At 54.8% G+C, this 15,704-nt stretch carries 18 protein-coding genes and 1 tRNA gene; 2 read left to right on the top strand and 17 right to left on the bottom strand.

Annotation, left to right across the window (positions count from 1 at the left end):
• Positions 1–87: 87 nt before the first annotated feature.
• Entirely contained in the window at positions 88–1,287 is a 1,200-nt protein-coding gene (coaBC, locus tag B5E77_RS00700; protein WP_087163466.1) for a bifunctional phosphopantothenoylcysteine decarboxylase/phosphopantothenate--cysteine ligase CoaBC, read from the bottom strand.
• A 149-nt stretch (positions 1,288–1,436) separates the two neighbouring features.
• Here coaBC and B5E77_RS00695 point away from each other — a divergent pair, with 149 nt between their 5' ends.
• A complete protein-coding gene (locus tag B5E77_RS00695) occupies positions 1,437–2,048 on the top strand; it encodes an ECF transporter S component (protein WP_087163465.1) in 612 nt (203 codons plus the stop codon).
• Positions 2,049–2,157: 109 nt separating this feature from the next.
• Positions 2,158–2,937: a type III pantothenate kinase gene (locus tag B5E77_RS00690; protein ID WP_087163464.1), complete on the top strand. Its 780-nt coding sequence runs from the start codon at positions 2,158–2,160 to the stop codon at positions 2,935–2,937.
• A gap of 49 nt (positions 2,938–2,986) precedes the next feature.
• Here the strand turns inward: B5E77_RS00690 and B5E77_RS00685 are convergent, their stop codons facing one another.
• From B5E77_RS00685 to B5E77_RS00610, 16 genes are all read right to left on the bottom strand, one after another.
• The gene (locus tag B5E77_RS00685; protein WP_087163641.1) at positions 2,987–3,220 is read right to left on the bottom strand and encodes a polya polymerase; all 234 of its coding nucleotides are present in this window, start codon (positions 3,218–3,220) and stop codon (positions 2,987–2,989) included.
• A gap of 90 nt (positions 3,221–3,310) precedes the next feature.
• Complete coding sequence (locus tag B5E77_RS00680; RefSeq protein ID WP_087163463.1) at positions 3,311–4,147, bottom strand: CvfB family protein; 837 nt, start codon at positions 4,145–4,147, stop codon at positions 3,311–3,313.
• An 85-nt stretch (positions 4,148–4,232) separates the two neighbouring features.
• On the bottom strand, positions 4,233–4,934 hold the full coding sequence (locus tag B5E77_RS00675; RefSeq protein WP_087163462.1) for an acyl-[acyl-carrier-protein] thioesterase: 702 nt from the start codon (positions 4,932–4,934) through the stop codon (positions 4,233–4,235).
• 101 nt (positions 4,935–5,035) lie between these two features.
• Positions 5,036–5,107 (bottom strand) — tRNA-Gln (locus tag B5E77_RS00670).
• A gap of 137 nt (positions 5,108–5,244) precedes the next feature.
• Positions 5,245–5,700, bottom strand: coding sequence for a MarR family winged helix-turn-helix transcriptional regulator (locus B5E77_RS00665; RefSeq protein ID WP_087163461.1), 456 nt, complete (start codon positions 5,698–5,700; stop codon positions 5,245–5,247).
• A 180-nt stretch (positions 5,701–5,880) separates the two neighbouring features.
• On the bottom strand, positions 5,881–7,530 hold the full coding sequence (locus tag B5E77_RS00660) for an AMP-binding protein (RefSeq protein ID WP_087163460.1): 1,650 nt from the start codon (positions 7,528–7,530) through the stop codon (positions 5,881–5,883).
• Positions 7,527–8,309, bottom strand: coding sequence for an acetyl-CoA carboxylase carboxyltransferase subunit alpha (locus B5E77_RS00655; RefSeq protein ID WP_087163459.1), 783 nt, complete (start codon positions 8,307–8,309; stop codon positions 7,527–7,529). The genes B5E77_RS00660 and B5E77_RS00655 overlap by 4 nt, the downstream gene beginning before the upstream one ends.
• Complete coding sequence (locus tag B5E77_RS00650; protein WP_087163458.1) at positions 8,306–9,163, bottom strand: acetyl-CoA carboxylase carboxyltransferase subunit beta; 858 nt, start codon at positions 9,161–9,163, stop codon at positions 8,306–8,308. Before B5E77_RS00650 ends, B5E77_RS00655 begins: the two co-directional genes overlap by 4 nt.
• Positions 9,164–9,171: 8 nt before the next feature.
• Positions 9,172–10,479: an acetyl-CoA carboxylase biotin carboxylase subunit gene (locus B5E77_RS00645; protein ID WP_087163457.1), complete on the bottom strand. Its 1,308-nt coding sequence runs from the start codon at positions 10,477–10,479 to the stop codon at positions 9,172–9,174.
• Positions 10,480–10,494: 15 nt separating this feature from the next.
• On the bottom strand, positions 10,495–10,935 hold the full coding sequence (locus B5E77_RS00640; RefSeq protein ID WP_087163456.1) for a 3-hydroxyacyl-ACP dehydratase FabZ family protein: 441 nt from the start codon (positions 10,933–10,935) through the stop codon (positions 10,495–10,497).
• On the bottom strand, positions 10,932–11,447 hold the full coding sequence (gene accB, locus B5E77_RS00635) for an acetyl-CoA carboxylase biotin carboxyl carrier protein (RefSeq protein ID WP_087163455.1): 516 nt from the start codon (positions 11,445–11,447) through the stop codon (positions 10,932–10,934). The genes B5E77_RS00640 and accB overlap by 4 nt, the downstream gene beginning before the upstream one ends.
• A 5-nt stretch (positions 11,448–11,452) precedes the next feature.
• Positions 11,453–12,685 carry a beta-ketoacyl-ACP synthase II gene (gene fabF / locus B5E77_RS00630; RefSeq protein WP_162609617.1) on the bottom strand — a complete coding sequence of 411 codons (1,233 nt, stop codon included), beginning with the start codon at positions 12,683–12,685 and terminating at the stop codon, positions 11,453–11,455.
• Positions 12,686–12,708: 23 nt separating this feature from the next.
• Positions 12,709–13,443 (bottom strand): 3-oxoacyl-[acyl-carrier-protein] reductase, encoded by a 735-nt coding sequence (gene fabG, locus B5E77_RS00625; protein ID WP_087163453.1) that lies wholly within the window; start codon positions 13,441–13,443, stop codon positions 12,709–12,711.
• Between the two features lie 99 nt (positions 13,444–13,542).
• On the bottom strand, positions 13,543–14,472 hold the full coding sequence (fabD, locus tag B5E77_RS00620) for an ACP S-malonyltransferase (protein ID WP_087163452.1): 930 nt from the start codon (positions 14,470–14,472) through the stop codon (positions 13,543–13,545).
• Positions 14,460–15,404, bottom strand: a complete 945-nt coding sequence (fabK, locus tag B5E77_RS00615) for an enoyl-[acyl-carrier-protein] reductase FabK (protein WP_087163451.1) — start codon at positions 15,402–15,404, stop codon at positions 14,460–14,462. The genes fabD and fabK overlap by 13 nt, the downstream gene beginning before the upstream one ends.
• A 30-nt stretch (positions 15,405–15,434) precedes the next feature.
• Positions 15,435–15,665 carry an acyl carrier protein gene (locus tag B5E77_RS00610; RefSeq protein WP_087163450.1) on the bottom strand — a complete coding sequence of 77 codons (231 nt, stop codon included), beginning with the start codon at positions 15,663–15,665 and terminating at the stop codon, positions 15,435–15,437.
• Between the last annotated feature and the right edge of the window lie 39 nt (positions 15,666–15,704).

The raw sequence follows: 15,704 nt of genomic DNA, 5'->3' as shown, positions 1-15,704 counted from the left end.
GAACACGGCTGCACTTCGTATTTTCTTGTGCCCGAAGCCTGACGCCGCGCTCCCAGAGCCTTCTGCGCTTCCAGTCCTTCTGTTCCTTCAGCTCCTCTGCATTCCACAGATGATATCCAGTATCCGGTGGGCCGTCTCTTCCTTTGTCAGAAGCTCCAGATCGATCTCCTTCTCCTTTGTGAGCACGGTTACCCGGTTCGTATCCGTCCCGAAGCCTGCGCCCTCTGCCCGCAGGCTGTTGGCACAGATCAGGTCGCAATGCTTACTCTCCAGCTTCTTCCGTGCATTCGCCAAAAGCTCCTCCGTCTCCATCGCAAAGCCGCAGAGAATCTGCCCTTCCCGCTTGTGCTCCCCAAGATACTTAAGAATATCCTTCGTCCTTTTCAGGGTCAGTGTCAGCTCTCCGTCTGCCTTTTTAATCTTATTCTCCGCCGTCTCCACCGGCGTATAATCCGCTACAGCCGCGGCCTTGATAATAATATCCGCTTCTTCCGCCCGAGCTGCCACTGCCTGGAACATGTCTTCCGCTGACTGCGTCTGCACCACGTCTGCGAACAGCGGCGGCTCCACATCCGTGTGAGCCGCAACGACTGTGACAGCCGCGCCGCGCAGGCTCGCGGCGCGGGCCAGGGCGAAGCCCATCCTGCCCGAGGAGTGGTTCGTGATGAAACGCACCGGATCGATGGCTTCCTGAGTGGCTCCCGCCGTCACCAGCACCCTCTTCCCTTCCAGATCCTTCGGGAAAGCAATCTCCTTCAGCACATATTCCAGCAGCACGCCCTCCTCCGGCATCCGCCCGTCCCCGCTGTCTCCATTGGCCAGCATGCCGCGCTCCGGCGGGATAATCTCATAGCCGAAACGCGCAAGCTTCTGAAGGTTGTCCTGCACGATCGGATTGTGGTACATATTATGGTTCATAGCCGGGGAAATGATTTTTCTGCAGGGGCAGGCCATGACAGTTGTCGTCAGCATATCATCCGCAATGCCGTTCGCAATTTTTCCGATGACATTGGCGGAAGCCGGCGCCACGAGCACCACGTCTGCCCGCTTCGCCAGGGCCACATGCTCCACATTATACTGAAAATTCCGGTCAAAGGTATCTACCAGGCATTTATTTGCCGTCAGCTCCTCGAAGGTCAGGGGCGTGATGAATTCTGCCGCGTTTTTCGTCATCAGCACCTGTACGTCTGCCCCCAGCTTCTTCAGCATCCGGGCCAGGTTTACGATTTTATATGCAGCGATGCTTCCCGAGACGGCAAGCACCACAGTCTTTCCCTTTAACTGCATGATTGATTTCCTTTCTTTTATCACTGCATAGATATGTCTTAGTATAACACAAAAAGACAAAAGTTTTTATATCTTTTTTTCCGCTTCTATGGTATAACTGGAATGTATTGTATCTTCATGTGAAGAATAATAACAAGGAGGAAAACCAAATGAAAAACTCTTTCAACACCCGGCAGCTAACCATTCTCGGGCTGCTGACCGGCATTCTGCTTCTCATGGCTTACACGCCTCTGGGATATCTGAACATCGGCCCGCTGGCCATCTCGTTTAATGTCATCCCTGTCGCGCTGGCAGCCGTCACCCTGGGACCTGCAGGCGGAGCCGCCGCGGGAGCCGTATTCGGGCTGACAAGCTTTCTTCAGTGCATCGGCGTCGGCGGTTTGAGCGCCATGGGAGCCATTCTTTTCGACATCAATCCCGTTCTGGCTTTTATCCAGCGGTTCGTTCCCCGGGTTCTGGACGGCTTTCTGCTGGGCTATATTTTCCGTTTCGTACAGAAAACGAAGGGCGCCCGCCTGGGCTGCTTTGTCACAGGCTTCTTTTCCGCCTTTCTGAACACGCTCTTTTTCATGACAGCCCTGATAGCGCTTTACGGAAACACGGACTATGTGCAAGGGCTTATCGGCGGCCGGAATATTCTTCTGTTCGTCTGCTCCTTCGTGGGCATCAACGCCGTCTGCGAGATGGTCGCTTCCACGATTCTCACAGGAGCCGTCGGATATGCGCTGTACCGCTCCCGCCTGTTTGCCTCGCAGAAGTAACTCGCTTATGAAAAGCGCGCCGGCTTAAACGCGGGTGGGCAAAAGGCCTGGTTTCCCGGTCATCCGCCCACCCAGCGAGCGTCAAATTTTGCCCCCGGAGGAATGGCACATGATTCTCACGATAGATATCGGAAACACAAATATTGTCATAGGCTGCTTTGAACAGGAGGGCCCGGGAAAAGCCCGGCTTCTCTTTCACGAGCGCTTTTCCACAGAGCAGGAGGCGACCAGCCTGGAGTATGCCACTATTTTCAAGGAAACCCTGGAGCTTCACGAAATCCTGCCCTCTCAGATCCAGGGCGGGATTCTCTCTTCCGTCGTGCCCTCTGTGACCGGAACCGTAAAGGAAGCTGCGGAAAAATATACCGGAGCCCGCATCCTTGTCGTAAGCCCCGGCATCAAAACAGGCCTGAAGATGAACGTGGACGATCCGGCTGCCCAGGGCAGCGATCTGATTGTCGGCGCCGTGGCAGGCGTACACTGCCATCCCGTCCCTCAGATTATCATCGATATGGGAACGGCTACGACTGTCTCTGTGATTGACCGGACAAAAACGTACATTGGAAAAATGATTCTTCCCGGGCTTGCCATCTCTCTGTCTGCGCTGTCCAGCCGGACAGCGCAGCTGCCCCGGATCTCTCTAGATCCGCCGAAAAAGCTGATTGGCAGCAATACAGTCGATTCCATGAAAAGCGGGATTCTCTACGGAAGCGCCGGAGCGCTGGACGGTCTGATTGACCGGATCAACGAAGAGCTGGGAGAAGCATGCACGGTCGTCGCCACAGGAGGCCTTGCAGGAGTCGTCGCCCCTCTGTGCCGGCACGAGATGATTCTCGAGGATGATTTGCTGCTGAAGGGCCTGCTCATTCTTTACGAAAAAAACCATTGATCGAAAAATGAGGTAACTGTCCCCTCCGGGAACCATTACCTCATTTTACTTAACCATTAATCATAAATGAAACTAATTTGTCGATGTCTTCCTTCTCGTAAGCGATAATCTCAAGCTCCGGAATCTCACCGTTGGAAAAGATGTTCGCCATGGAAACGTACTGAGAAAGCTTTGACTTCAGATTCAGTCTGTCTCCCTCTCCTGTAACCAGCTCTACCTTCCCTTTGCAGCTGTCAACTACCTTGAAAAACTTATCGATGTCAGTAATATTCTGAACCTTCATCTTATTCACCCCTTTCTTCTCCATCATTATAACCGCTAAGCGCGCCTTTGGAAAGAGATTTTTTTTATTTTTTCAAAATTTGGTACTTTTTTATGATTTGCGGCGGATGCTCTTCTCTGTTATTTCTATTTTGCCCTCCTTCAGAAGCCTTCCCACGGCCCGTTTGAACGCATTTTTACTGAGCTTCAGCTCCCGCTCAATGATCTCTGGTGAAGCTTTATCAGTGAAGGGCAGCACGCCGTCAAACTCATCAATGACCTTCATCACAGCTTCCGCGTCCTGATCCAGCTGAAGATACGCCTTTTCCCTCATGCTCAGGTCCAGCTTTCCATCCTCATGCACCGCTGTCACACGGGCCTCGATCACATCTCCTATCTGAGCGCCTCCATGAAAATCCTTTCGGGGAATCAGGCCGGAATAGCGGTTATCTACCGCCACAAATGCGCCAAACTCCCGACTAATCTCATAGACCGTTCCCCTCACCCGGTCGTCCTTCCTGTAGGGCGATCTAGTCTCCAGGTATTCATAGACATTCATCGTGGCGCAGAGCCTGCCGCTCTTGTCAATGTACAGGGCAGTCAGAACCTCTTCCCCTTCCTTGACACGCCGGGTCTGCTGCCGGAATGGAAGCAGAAGATCCTTTTCCAGCCCCCAGTCCAGAAACGCGCCGATCTTTCCTGCCTGAACCACCTTAAGCACCGCCAGTCCGCCCAGCTCCAGCTTCGGCTCACGGGTCGTGGAAATCAGCCGGTCCTGGGAATCACGGTATACAAAGACCTTCAGCCGGCCGCCGAGTCCGGTCCCTTCCGGAACCTGCTTTTTCGGCAGCAGCACCTTCTCTGAAGCCCCCGGCTCCTCTGCCAGATAGACGCCAAAATCCGCTTTCTTTATGACTGTCAGTTCCTGCGTTTTCCCAAGCTCAATCATTTCTATATTCCTCTCTGCTGTTTTCTCTACGTTTCTTCTCTCTCCGGCTCTGCCGGTGCATCCATTTTCCAGCCCTCGCCTTCCCTTATGAAAGCTCTACCACTGCATAGGGCTTTCCAAGCTCATCGCACAGGCCAATCGTATATCTCCCGTCTTCAAAAGCGGTTACCGGATAAATCATATCCCCCAGAAGCGCTGATTTCTTATATTCCGCACGCATCTGGCGGATACGGAAATCCTCCGGCACATATTCCCGGGCCATCTGAATGTACTGCCCGTTGTTCACATGATGATTCGTATCCAGATGATGCTTCTGCACGGCAAAGGGATCTCCCGTCTCTCCCCCCTTCGGCATCGGAAGCTTTCTGGATGCATAATTCATATCCAGCCTTTCTTCCAGCTCATAGGCATTCTCAATCTCCTCCGGCACCCGCGCAGGCCGTCCTGTCTGCGTATCCAGAAAGGTCCACAGGCTGTTGGCCCAGGCCAGCATCCTTCCGTCCCCGTCTGTCATCGTAAAATTACGCCAGCCTAAGAATCCCTGAAACTGATACGGCCAGGTGGAGATGCGTATCCTTTCGCAGAGAGACGGATACCGGTCAATCACAATCTGCCAGGAGGACAGAACCCACACCCTCTGCAGGGCTTCCAGCTTTCCCACGCCCACCTGAAGCTCCTCTGAATGAAAGGTGCTGCAGTCCTGAAAATAGTTAATCATTCCGTTCAGCGTCAGCTTCTTATCCTCGCCCACCTCGCTGTAGCGGACACAGCTGTCAAACGAATACATACGCTTCCTCCCTGTCCAAAGCTCATACAGACCGCAACTGCATGGCCTGCAAAATATCACAGTTAAAAATAACCCGGTGATCTCTCACCGGGTCCCAGAAGCAGGGCTACAAGGATTCGAACCTTGAAATGACGGAGTCAGAGTCCGTTGCCTTACCATTTGGCGATAGCCCTTTGTTTTCAGCGAATGTTATTGTAGCACAGGTTTTTCTCAAATGCAAGTACTTTTTTTAATTTTTTTATTTTTTTCTTTCAACCTCTGTTTTAGCTTGTTCCAGTATTTTCTTCCCGTATTGTAGTCAGGGCTGTCTTCACCTCGCTTCCAGCATCTCACAATATTCTGCCAGTCTGTCATTGATGGCAGAAAACACTCTGTAAAAGGCTGCCTCCTGTTCTGTTGTGAGATCGCCTCTTATTTTTGTTACAATATCCTCTATGAGCTCATCTACTCCTTTGGCAATCTCTCTGCCTTTGTCTGTAAGCATGACCTTGGTGCGCCACCGGCGTTTCGCCTCTGTCTCCTCGTAGGCGACGTATCCTTTTTCCGCAAGATTGTCCACTGTCCTGGAAATAGCAGCCTTATCCTCACAGCACCTGGCAGAAAGCTCCGTCACAGTGAGCCCTTCTTCACTCTTTCCCAGAGCTACCATGCACATCACATGGATTCCCTTGATCCCAAAGGTAGCGCTTTCATGCTTTTTGATCTGCTGAACATATTTGTAAGCACGTGTGACTGCCATCGTAAAAAGCTCAAACCTGTCTCTCATACTGCAAATGCACCTTCCTGTTTTCACAAAGCGGTCCTTTCCATTCTGTCCGGAGCCGCAGAACCCTTCATAGCGTCGGTATGCAAGGGGCAATACACCTCAGCCCTGTAAAAAACTGCTCCCGATCCGCACAGACAGCGGCAGGAAGCAGTTTTATTATAACATCCTTTTCCCGTCTCTTCAACCTGCTGCTCTGGCGCTGTCTTCGCGAAGCTTCGCTTTCCGGATCTTGCCGCTAATGGTTTTTGGCATCTCCTCCACGAATTCAATGAGCCGCACCCACTTGTACTCTGCCAGCTCCGAGTTGCAGAACTCCCGGATTTCCTTATCCAGCTGCCTGGACGGCGTATAGCCGGGGGCAGGCACAATAATCGCCTTAATGGCCTGGCCGCGGAGCTTGTCGGGCACACCGATGACGCTGCACTCAGCCACGGCCGGATGCTTCATCAGCACATTCTCCACCTCATAGGGTCCGATGCGGAAGCCGCCGCTTTTGATGATATCGTCAAAACGTCCGTGGAACCAGTAATAGCCGTCCTCATCACGCCAGACCGCATCACCGGTGTGATATACGCCGCCTCTCCAGACCTCCTGATATTTTTCCTCGTTGTCAAGGTAAGCACAGAAGATGCCCAGAGGCCGTTTTCCGTCCTTGGGGATGACGCACACCTCTCCGAGCTCTCCGTCCGGAACAGGCTTTCCGTCCCTGCCCAGCAGCTCAATCTGGTACATGGGCGACGGCTGTCCCAGGGAGCCGTCTTTGGAGGCCATTCCCCTGAAATTAGCCAGGAGCAGCGTCGTCTCTGTCTGTCCGTAGCCTTCGCAGAGCGTCAGTCCGGACTGCTTCTGAAAGCGCTCAAACACTTCCTCGCTGAGATATTCGCCCGCAGTGACGGCATGCTTCACCGAAGGCACGGCAGGCGCGTCTTTTCTTGTCAGATAACGGTAAACCGTAGGCGGAGCGCAGAAAGAGGTCACGCCATACCGGTTGATCACGGCAGCCAGCTGCTTCGGCTCAAAATTATCAAAATCATATACCATAACCGCAGCGCCCACAAGCCACTGTCCATAGAGCTTACCCCAGGAGGCCTTTGCCCAGCCGGTCTCGGAAATCGTAAAATGAAGTCCGCCGTCTTCCGCCTGCTGCCAGTACCTTGCAGTCACATAGTGGGCCAGAGGGTAGGTGAAGTCATGAATGACTCCCTTGGGATATCCGGAGGTTCCGGAGGTGAAATACATCACCATATGGTCCGTGGCCCTTGTCTCCTGACGCTCCAGTTCCGACGACGCCTGAGCGCACGCTTCTGTGAAATTCTCAAATCCGTCCACCGTCTCTTTTACTGTCCACAGCCGGCAGGCAGCGTTTAATTCTTCCACAGCCGCTTTTACCTTTTCCGGCACCTCGTCCATGGGCGTGCAGATCACGGCGCTTGCCTTTGCGCTGCGAATCCGGTAGATAAAATCCTCCGTCGTCAGCATATGGGTCACCGGAATCATTACGGCTCCAATCTTGTGAAGCGCTATGGAAATAAACCAGTATTCATAGTGGCGCTTCAGTGCCAGCATGACCCGGTCGCCCTTTTTGATTCCAGCTTCCAGAAGCGCGTTGGCCGCCCGATTGCTCTGCTCCCGGATGTCTCCGAAGGTGAAAATATGCTCCTCATTCTCCGTGTTGCACCATACCAGGGCGCGCTTATCCGGCGTCTCCTGGGCAATCGCATCTACCACATCATAGCCGAAATTGAAATTATCCGGCCAGTGTGCCTGAATGTCTGTCAGGCGTCCGTTCTGATCTACTGTTTCGTCAAAAAAATTCTGAATGATACTCATAAGCTGCTCCTTCCAAAAGCCCGGAATCTCTCATAGCGCTGTTCTTTCAAGTCAGGTGTTCCGGACAACGCTTTCAGCTCCCCTTCCAGCTTCCGGCGAAGCTCTGCATAAAAGCCTGGCTGTCCAAGCTGTTCCTCTGAAATAACCTCTTCCACAAATCCAAATTCCTTTGCATCCTGGGCCGTCAGCTTCAGGCAGGCCGCCGCCTCCCCTGCTTTTGCTGCATCCTTCCAGAGTATGCTTGCGCAGCCCTCCGGGGAAATTACAGAATAGATGGCATTTTCCAGCATCCACACACGGTCCGCCACGGCCAGAGCCAGCGCTCCGCCGCTTCCGCCTTCTCCGATCAGAATGGAAATCACCGGAACAGAAAGGCCCATCATGGTCATCAGGTTCTCCGCGATAGCCTGGCCCTGTCCCCGCTCTTCCGCTCCCACACCGCAGTAGGCTCCCGAGGTGTCTACAAAGCAAATTACCGGGCGGTTGAACTTTTCTGCCTGCTTCATCAGGCGCAGAGCCTTCCGGTAGCCCTCCGGCCCCGGCGCCCCAAAGAAACGCGCCGCCCGCTCTTTCGCGGTATGGCCCTTCTCGATAGCGATGACTGTCACCGGGCGGCCCGAAAGACGGGCTACGCCTCCGACCACAGCCGGATCATCCGCAAAGCGCCGGTCCCCGTGCAGTTCAAAAAATTCCGTGAAAATCTCTTTGATATAGTCAAGCCCTGTGGGACGGCCGTTGCCCCGGGCAAGCTTTACACTGTCATAGGCTGTCTTGTTCATTTCACGCCTCCTGTATGGAGCCTCAAAAGCTGGGCAATCACCTTGCGCTGCCTGTTTCTGGGCACTATGGCGTCTACAAACCCGTGCTCCAGCATGGATTCCGCAGTCTGGAAGCCCTTCGGAAGGGGTTTCCGCGTTGTCTGCTCCACGACTCTCGCGCCTGCAAATCCAATCGTAGCTCCCGGCTCTGCCAGAATAATGTCTCCCTCCATGGCAAAGCTGGCCGTCACGCCTCCTGTGGTGGGACCTGTAATCACGGGCAGATAAAACAGACCTTTTTCACTGTGCTTCAAAACCGCTCCGCTGGTCTTCGCCATCTGCATCAGCGAAAAGAGTCCCTCCTGCATCCGGGCTCCTCCGGATACGGTAAAGCCTACCACCGGGAGCTCCTGCTCTGCAGCGTACTCAAAAAGCCGCACAATCCGCTCGCCCACGGCAGCGCCCATGCTTCCCATCATAAACTGGGGTTCCATCACAAAAAGAGCACATTTCTGTCCTCCTATGGAGGCTGTACCACAGACAACCGCTTCCTTTTCATTGCTGGCGGCCCGCACCACCGACAGCTTCTTCGTGTACCCCGGGAATTTCAACGGATCGGTGGACACAATATCCGAGAACATCTCCTCAAAGGAGTCCTCATCCGCCGTAAAGCTGATTCTCTGCCTGGCTCCTGTCCGGTAATGCCAGCCGCAGCCGGGGCAGGTATTATAGTTGGCCCATACGCTGCTGACAGGCCAGGACCTGTGACAGTTCGGACAGGAAATTTCCGGATCCGTCTGATCGGCCCGCGCTCTGGAGCGTCCTCCCCTCTCCAGCTCATTCTGAGGACGCCGTCTGAAATTCAAGATAGGCATAATAAGACTCACCTGCTTTCCATAAAGCGTAAATCATAGGTTCCATCGGAGAATTCTGCCTCGCCCACAAGGGCCAGCTGTTCCTCCAGATTCGTCTCCACTCCCTCAATCACCAGTTCGCAGAGAGCCGCTTTCATCTTCCGCACTGCCTCCTCACGGGTACCCGCATAGACAATCAGTTTTCCCAGAAGAGAATCGTAAAAGGGCGTGATTTCCACTCCCTGGACCAGGTACGTGTCAAAACGCACGAAGGGTCCGCCCGGAATGTGAAGCGCTGTGATTTTTCCTGTCGACCGGGCGTTGATGCGGCACTCGATGCAGGAGCCTGTCATGGAGATTTCCTCCTGCTTCTGCTTCAGGGCAATCCCGGCCGCCGTCCGGATCTGCCATTTTACCAGATCCACGCCGGTGAGCATCTCGGTGACGCCATGCTCCACCTGAAGGCGGAGATTCATTTCCATGAACCAGAAATTTCCCTGGGGATCCAGCAGAAACTCCAGCGTTCCCGCTCCCACATACCCGATCTTCGGCACAGCCTCCCGCACCAGGGCAATCAGCCCCTCTCTCTGGGCGTCGCTTACCGCCGGAGACGGAGACTCCTCAATGAGCTTCTGGTGGCGTCTCTGCACAGAGCAGTCACGTTCGCCCAGGCAGAGCACCTGGCCGGATTCGTCCGCCAGAATCTGCACCTCAATATGACGGGCCGGATAGATATATTTCTCCAGATACAGGGCGCCGTCTCCAAAGGCCGCCTTGCTCTCGGCTTCCGCCGTGGCGTAGGCCTTCTGAAGCTCTTCCCTGTCATGAATGACGCGGATGCCTCTTCCACCTCCTCCGGAGCGGGCCTTCAGCATCACCGGATAGCCGATATCTTCGGCTTCCTTCAGGGCCTCTTCCACGCCGCTTAATGCTTCCGTTCCCGGAATCACCGGCAGCCCGGCCTCCTTCATCAGCTTCTTGCTCTCCGCCTTGTCGCTTAAGCTCTTCATGGTCGCTGCGGAAGGGCCGATAAAAGCAATGCCGTTCTTCTCACACAGCTCTGCGAAATCCCTGTTTTCTGACAGAAATCCATAGCCCGGATGAATGGCTGCCGCCCCTGTCGCCAGAGCCGCGCTGATGATCCGTTCCGCGTTCAGGTAACTGTCCGACGCAGAAGCCGGGCCGATACAGATGCTTTCATCCGCAAGGGCCGTATGAAGGGTCTCCCGGTCGGCCTCGGAATAGACCGCCACCGACGCTGCTCCCATCTCCTTGCAGGCCCGGATAATCCGGACGGCAATCTCGCCTCTGTTGGCAATTAATATCTTTGTAAACATTCCGGGTGACTCCTCTCAAACGCTCTTATTCTGTTCCTTCTCCTGGTCGATAATCGCAAAGGAGAATTCGCCCTGAACACAGAGCTTTCCGTCTACGTATCCGCTGCCCTCCGCGAAATAGAAGGGGCCTTTGGACCTCTTGATGCGGCAGCGCGTCGTAAACGTATCTCCCGGCTTCACGGGAGAACGAAATCTTACCTGATTCATTCCGGTATAGAACGGAAGCTTTCCTTCTGTCATCTCACCCTTCAGAAGGATGCAGGAGGACTGGGCCAGAATCTCACAGAGAATCACGCCCGGCACTACCGAATTTCCCGGAAAATGCCCCTGAAGGAACCACTCGTCTCCCCTGATATGGAGCGTTCCCACGGCGGTATCTTCCGCCTGAACCACCTCGTCCAGAAGCAGCATGGCGTCTCTGTGTGGCAGAATCGTCTTTATCTCTTCTCTGTTCATGCGCTCAGCTCCTTTATCCGGAAAAGCTCTGTTCCGTATTCCACAAGCTGGCCGTTCCGGGCGCAGATTTCCTCAATCACGCCGTCCTTCTCAGCCAGCACCTCGTTCATCAGCTTCATGGCCTCAATGATGCAGAGCACGCTTCCTTTATGCACCACGTCTCCCACCTTTACAAAGGGATCTGCATTCTCGGCCGGAGCGGCGTAAAAGACGCCCACCGTGGGGGACTTCACGCTGTCCAGAATTCCCATGCCCGGATGCTCCCCGGCCGCGGCAGCAGATACCGCCGGGCCTACGGTCTCCGGCGCCGCCATGGAGCCTGCAGCCGCCGGCGCTCCGAAAGCCATTCCGCTTTCCGAAACAGCTCCCGCGCCGGAGAGGAAGGATCCGCTCTCCGCAGACCCTTTTTCTCTCTCCAGACGGATGACTCCGTTTCTCTCATCAATCTCGATCCCCGTCAGATCCAGCTCCCTCATCAGGGACGCATACTTTCTGATCTCAGCTTCATTCATAGCTCTTACACCTTTCTAAACGCAAGACATGCATTGTGTCCGCCAAAACCCAGAGAATTGGAAAGACACAGATCAATATCAGCCTTTACCGCCTGGTTCGGCACATAATTCAGATCACAGGCCGGATCTGCTTCCAGCAGGTTCAGAGTCGGCGGAATGATGCCTGTCTCCAGAACCTTCAGGCAGACGATCGCCTCCATGGCGCCGGCTGCGCCCAGCATATGGCCTGTCATGGACTTGGTTGAGCTTACATAAGACTGATAAGCCTTTTCCTCTCCCAGCGCCGTCTTGATGGCAATGGTTTCGCCGGAATCGTTCAGCGGCGTTCCTGTGCCATGGGCATTGATATAAAGCTTCTCTTCACCCGTATAGCCGGACTCCTCCAGAGCCTGCTTCATGGCTCTTGCTCCGCCTGCCGCGTCCGGAAGGGGCGCTGTGATATGGTAAGCGTCGCAGGTAGAACCATAGCCGCTGATCTCTCCATAGATCCTGGCTCCGCGGTTTACTGCATGCTCATACTCCTCCAGCACCAGGGCCGCTGCTCCCTCACCGATGATAAAGCCTGCGCGCCGCTTATCAAAGGGCAGAGAAGCCGCGTCGATATTGTCTGATACGGAAAGGGCCTGCATATTGATAAAACCCGCCACGCCGCACTCATTGATGGAAGCCTCTGCTCCTCCGGAAATCACTGCATCCGCATAGCCGTGGCGGATGGCACGGACAGCCTCACCGATGGCGTTGGAGCCGGAGGCGCAGGCCGTCACAGCCGGAAGGGCTGCTCCCTGGCAGTTGAAGCGGATCGCGATCATGCCCGCTCCCATATTTGCAATCATCATCGGAATAAAGTACGGAGAAACCCTGGACGGTCCCCGGTCCAGAAGCTTCTTGTGCTCTCTGGTAAACGTATTGATTCCGCCGATTCCGGAGCCAAAATAAACGGCGAAGCGCTCCGGATCCACCGTTCCCATAATGCCGCTCTCCTCCACTGCCTGGCAGGCAGAAGCAAGGGCATACTGGGCATAGAGATCGCTTCTTAAGGTCTCTGCCTTTTCCATATACTGTCTGGCGTCAAAGCCCCGTACCTCAGCCGCCAGCTTTGCCTTATATTCTGTCGTATCAAAACGGGTAATCGGTCCGATTCCGTGCACGCCGGAGATCAGGTTATCCCAGCTTGTTTTCACATCATTTCCCACCGGAGATACCGCTCCAAGCCCGGTAACCACTACCCTGCGATTTATCTGATTCATAACTTATACTCCTCTTACATACCCATGCCGCCGTCTACGCGCAGCACTTCACCTGTGATATAGTCTGCGTCCGCCAGAAAGACGACCGCCTTTGCCACTTCCTCTGCCGCTCCGGCCCGTCCCAGCGGTATCATGCTCATCCAGGCGCTTTCTGCCCCAGACAGCTCCTTTGTCATATCCGTCTCAATAAAACCGGGCGCAACCGCGTTGCAGAGAATGTTCTTCGACGCAAGCTCCTTCGCCACAGATTTAGTCAGGCCGATGACGCCTGCCTTGGACGCAGAGTAATTGGACTGGCCTGCGTTCCCGTGAAGTCCCACTACGGAAGACACATTGACAATTCTTCCGCCCTTATTGCGGACAAAGAGGCTGCTGCAGTGCCGGATCATATTGAACGCCCCCTTCAGGTTCGTATTCAGAACGGCGTCGAAATCCTCTTCCTTCATCATAAGGATCAGCTTATCTCTTGTAATTCCCGCATTGTTGATCAGGATATCCACTCTGCCGAAATCTTCTTTAATCCTGGCGACTGTCTCCTTCGCCGCTTCGAAGTCTGCCACGTTGCAGCAGTAGCTTCCGGCTCTCACTCCGTATCTGTCCCGGCATTCCTGGCAGATCTTATCCGCCAGCTCCTGGTTTCCCGCATAAATGACAGCCACATCTGCTCCCTGCGCAGCCAGCTCCCGCACGACTGCGGCGCCGATTCCGCGGGAACCGCCCGTCACGATTGCGATCTTTCCCTTTAACATACAGCTACCTCCATTGTTTTTTTGTCCCGATATTTTCATCGTCAGCATACACAGGGGACAATCAGCCTCAGCTTTGTAAATCCGCCTGTCTGCTGCGCTCTAGGACAGCAGTCCGGCCTTTACGGCCTCAAGACCTTTCCTATCCTCCACTGCGAAGGTTCTCACATTTTTGTCAATTCTCTTAATCATACCGCAGAGGGTCTCTCCCGGCCCGATTTCCACAAAGGTATCGGCTCCGGCTGCAATCATATTGCGGATGGTCTGCTCCCACTGCACCGGAGATACAATCTGCTCTCCAAGAAGCTCCCTCACCTCTGCCTCATGCCCCTCTCCGGGATAGGGCTCCGCCGTGCGGTTCGCGTACACGGGAAGCTCCGGCGCCTTTATGGATGTTCTGGAAAGCTCCTCGCGGAAGGCTGCTGCCGCTGTCTCCATAAACGGAGAATGGAAGCCGCCCTTTACCTTCAGGGGAATCATGCGTCCGCCTGCCGCCTTTACCGCCTCGCCAAAGGCCTTCATCTCTTCTGCTTTTCCGGATACGGAAACCTGGCCCGGGCAGTTAAAGTTTACCGGATAAACCTTAGAAAAGCCGCCGCAGACCTCCTTCACCTGGTCTGCCGTCAGCTTTACCACGGCAGCCATGGAAGCCGGATTTGCCTCCGCAGCCTCCTGCATCAGCTCTCCCCGTCTGCAGACAAGGGAAAACATCGTCTCAAAATCCGCCGTCTCCGCAAAGGCCAGCGCGCCAAGCTCTCCCAGAGAAAAGCCTGCTGCCATTTCCGCCTGAATCCCGGCTTCCGTCAGAGCCGCTGCCGCCGCCATTTCCATGGCAAACAGGCAGGGCTGCGTATTTTTTGTCACGCTTAAAAGCTCATCGCTTCCGCTAAAGCACTGCTCTGAGGTTCCCGGCCGGACGGCATCCGCTCTCCGGAAAATCTCTGCAGACGCAGGGACTGTTTCAAAGAGCTCCCGTCCCATGCCGGTGTGCTGGGCGCCCTGCCCGGAAAATACAAACGCTATTTTACCCATTTGCAGGCTCCCTTCAGAATCGGTTCCGCTTCCTCAATCACTTCGCGGACAATCTCAGCCGCCGGCTGCTCCTTCTTCACGAAAGCCGCCGCCTGACCTGCCAGGAAGCATCCCTTTTCCATATCGCCTTCCTTGACAGCCTTGCGGAGAGCTCCCACGCCAAGCTGCTCCAGATCGTCGTCTGCCATTCCGCCGTACTCTGCCTTTGTATATTCTCTCGCAAACTGTGTCCGCAGGCTGCGCACCGGATGGCCCAGGCGCTTTCCTGTCACAGTCGTGCAAAGATCCGTAGCATGCAGGATTCTGTCCTTATAGGTCGGGTGGATGGAGCATTCCTCAGCGCTTAAGAACCGGGTTCCCATCTGAACGCCGCAGGCTCCCAGCATAAAGGCTGCCGCTACACCGCGGCCGTCCGCAATTCCGCCTGCCGCAATGACGGGCAGATCCGTCGCGTCACATACCAGAGGAACCAGTACCATCGTAGTCAGCTCACCCACATGGCCGCCGCTCTCACCGCCCTCGGCGATGACCGCGCTGGCTCCCAGTCTCGTCATCAGCTTCGCCATGGCTACAGAAGGCACTACCGGAATCACATGGATCCCCGCCTCCTTCCAGGCCTTCATATATTTAGAAGGATTGCCGGCTCCTGTGGTCACAACGGCAACCTTTTCCTCGCATACAAGCGCTGCGATCTCGTCTGCAAACGGGCTCATCAGCATGATGTTGACGCCGAAGGGTTTATCTGTCAGAGACTTGGCAGTCCGAATCTCTTCCCTTACCACGTCAGCCGGCGCATTTCCCGCAGCTACAATGCCAAGGCCTCCGCCATTTGACACTGCGGCCACGAGACGGCCGTCCGCAATCCATGCCATTCCGCCCTGAAATACCGGATATTGAATTCCCAGCATCTCACAAATCGGCGTCTTTAACATATCAATTTCCCTTTCCTCTTCCGCGGGCTCTTAAGCCTGCTCCTGCTGCTTCTTCTCGATCAGCTCTGTCAGCTCTCCTACTGTCTCAACCTTCTCGTCCAGCTCGATGCTGATTCCCAGCTCATCCTCCAGATTCATCAGAAGATCTACTGTGTCCAGAGAGTCAATTCCCAGATCATGAAAGGTATCCTCTGCCTTAATCTCAGATACCTCGCAGTCCAGTCTGTCAGCCAGCAGCTTTGCAATCGTCTCAAATACCATGATAAAATCCTCCAGATTTTCGTGAAGGGCCGTCTTCCA

Source organism: Lachnoclostridium sp. An131, from assembly GCF_002160825.1.
In the GTDB taxonomy this organism is placed as follows: Bacteria; Bacillota; Clostridia; order Lachnospirales; family Lachnospiraceae; genus Laedolimicola.
Note: the sequence above shows the minus strand (reverse complement) of the source record. Positions and strands in the feature narration are given on the sequence as shown.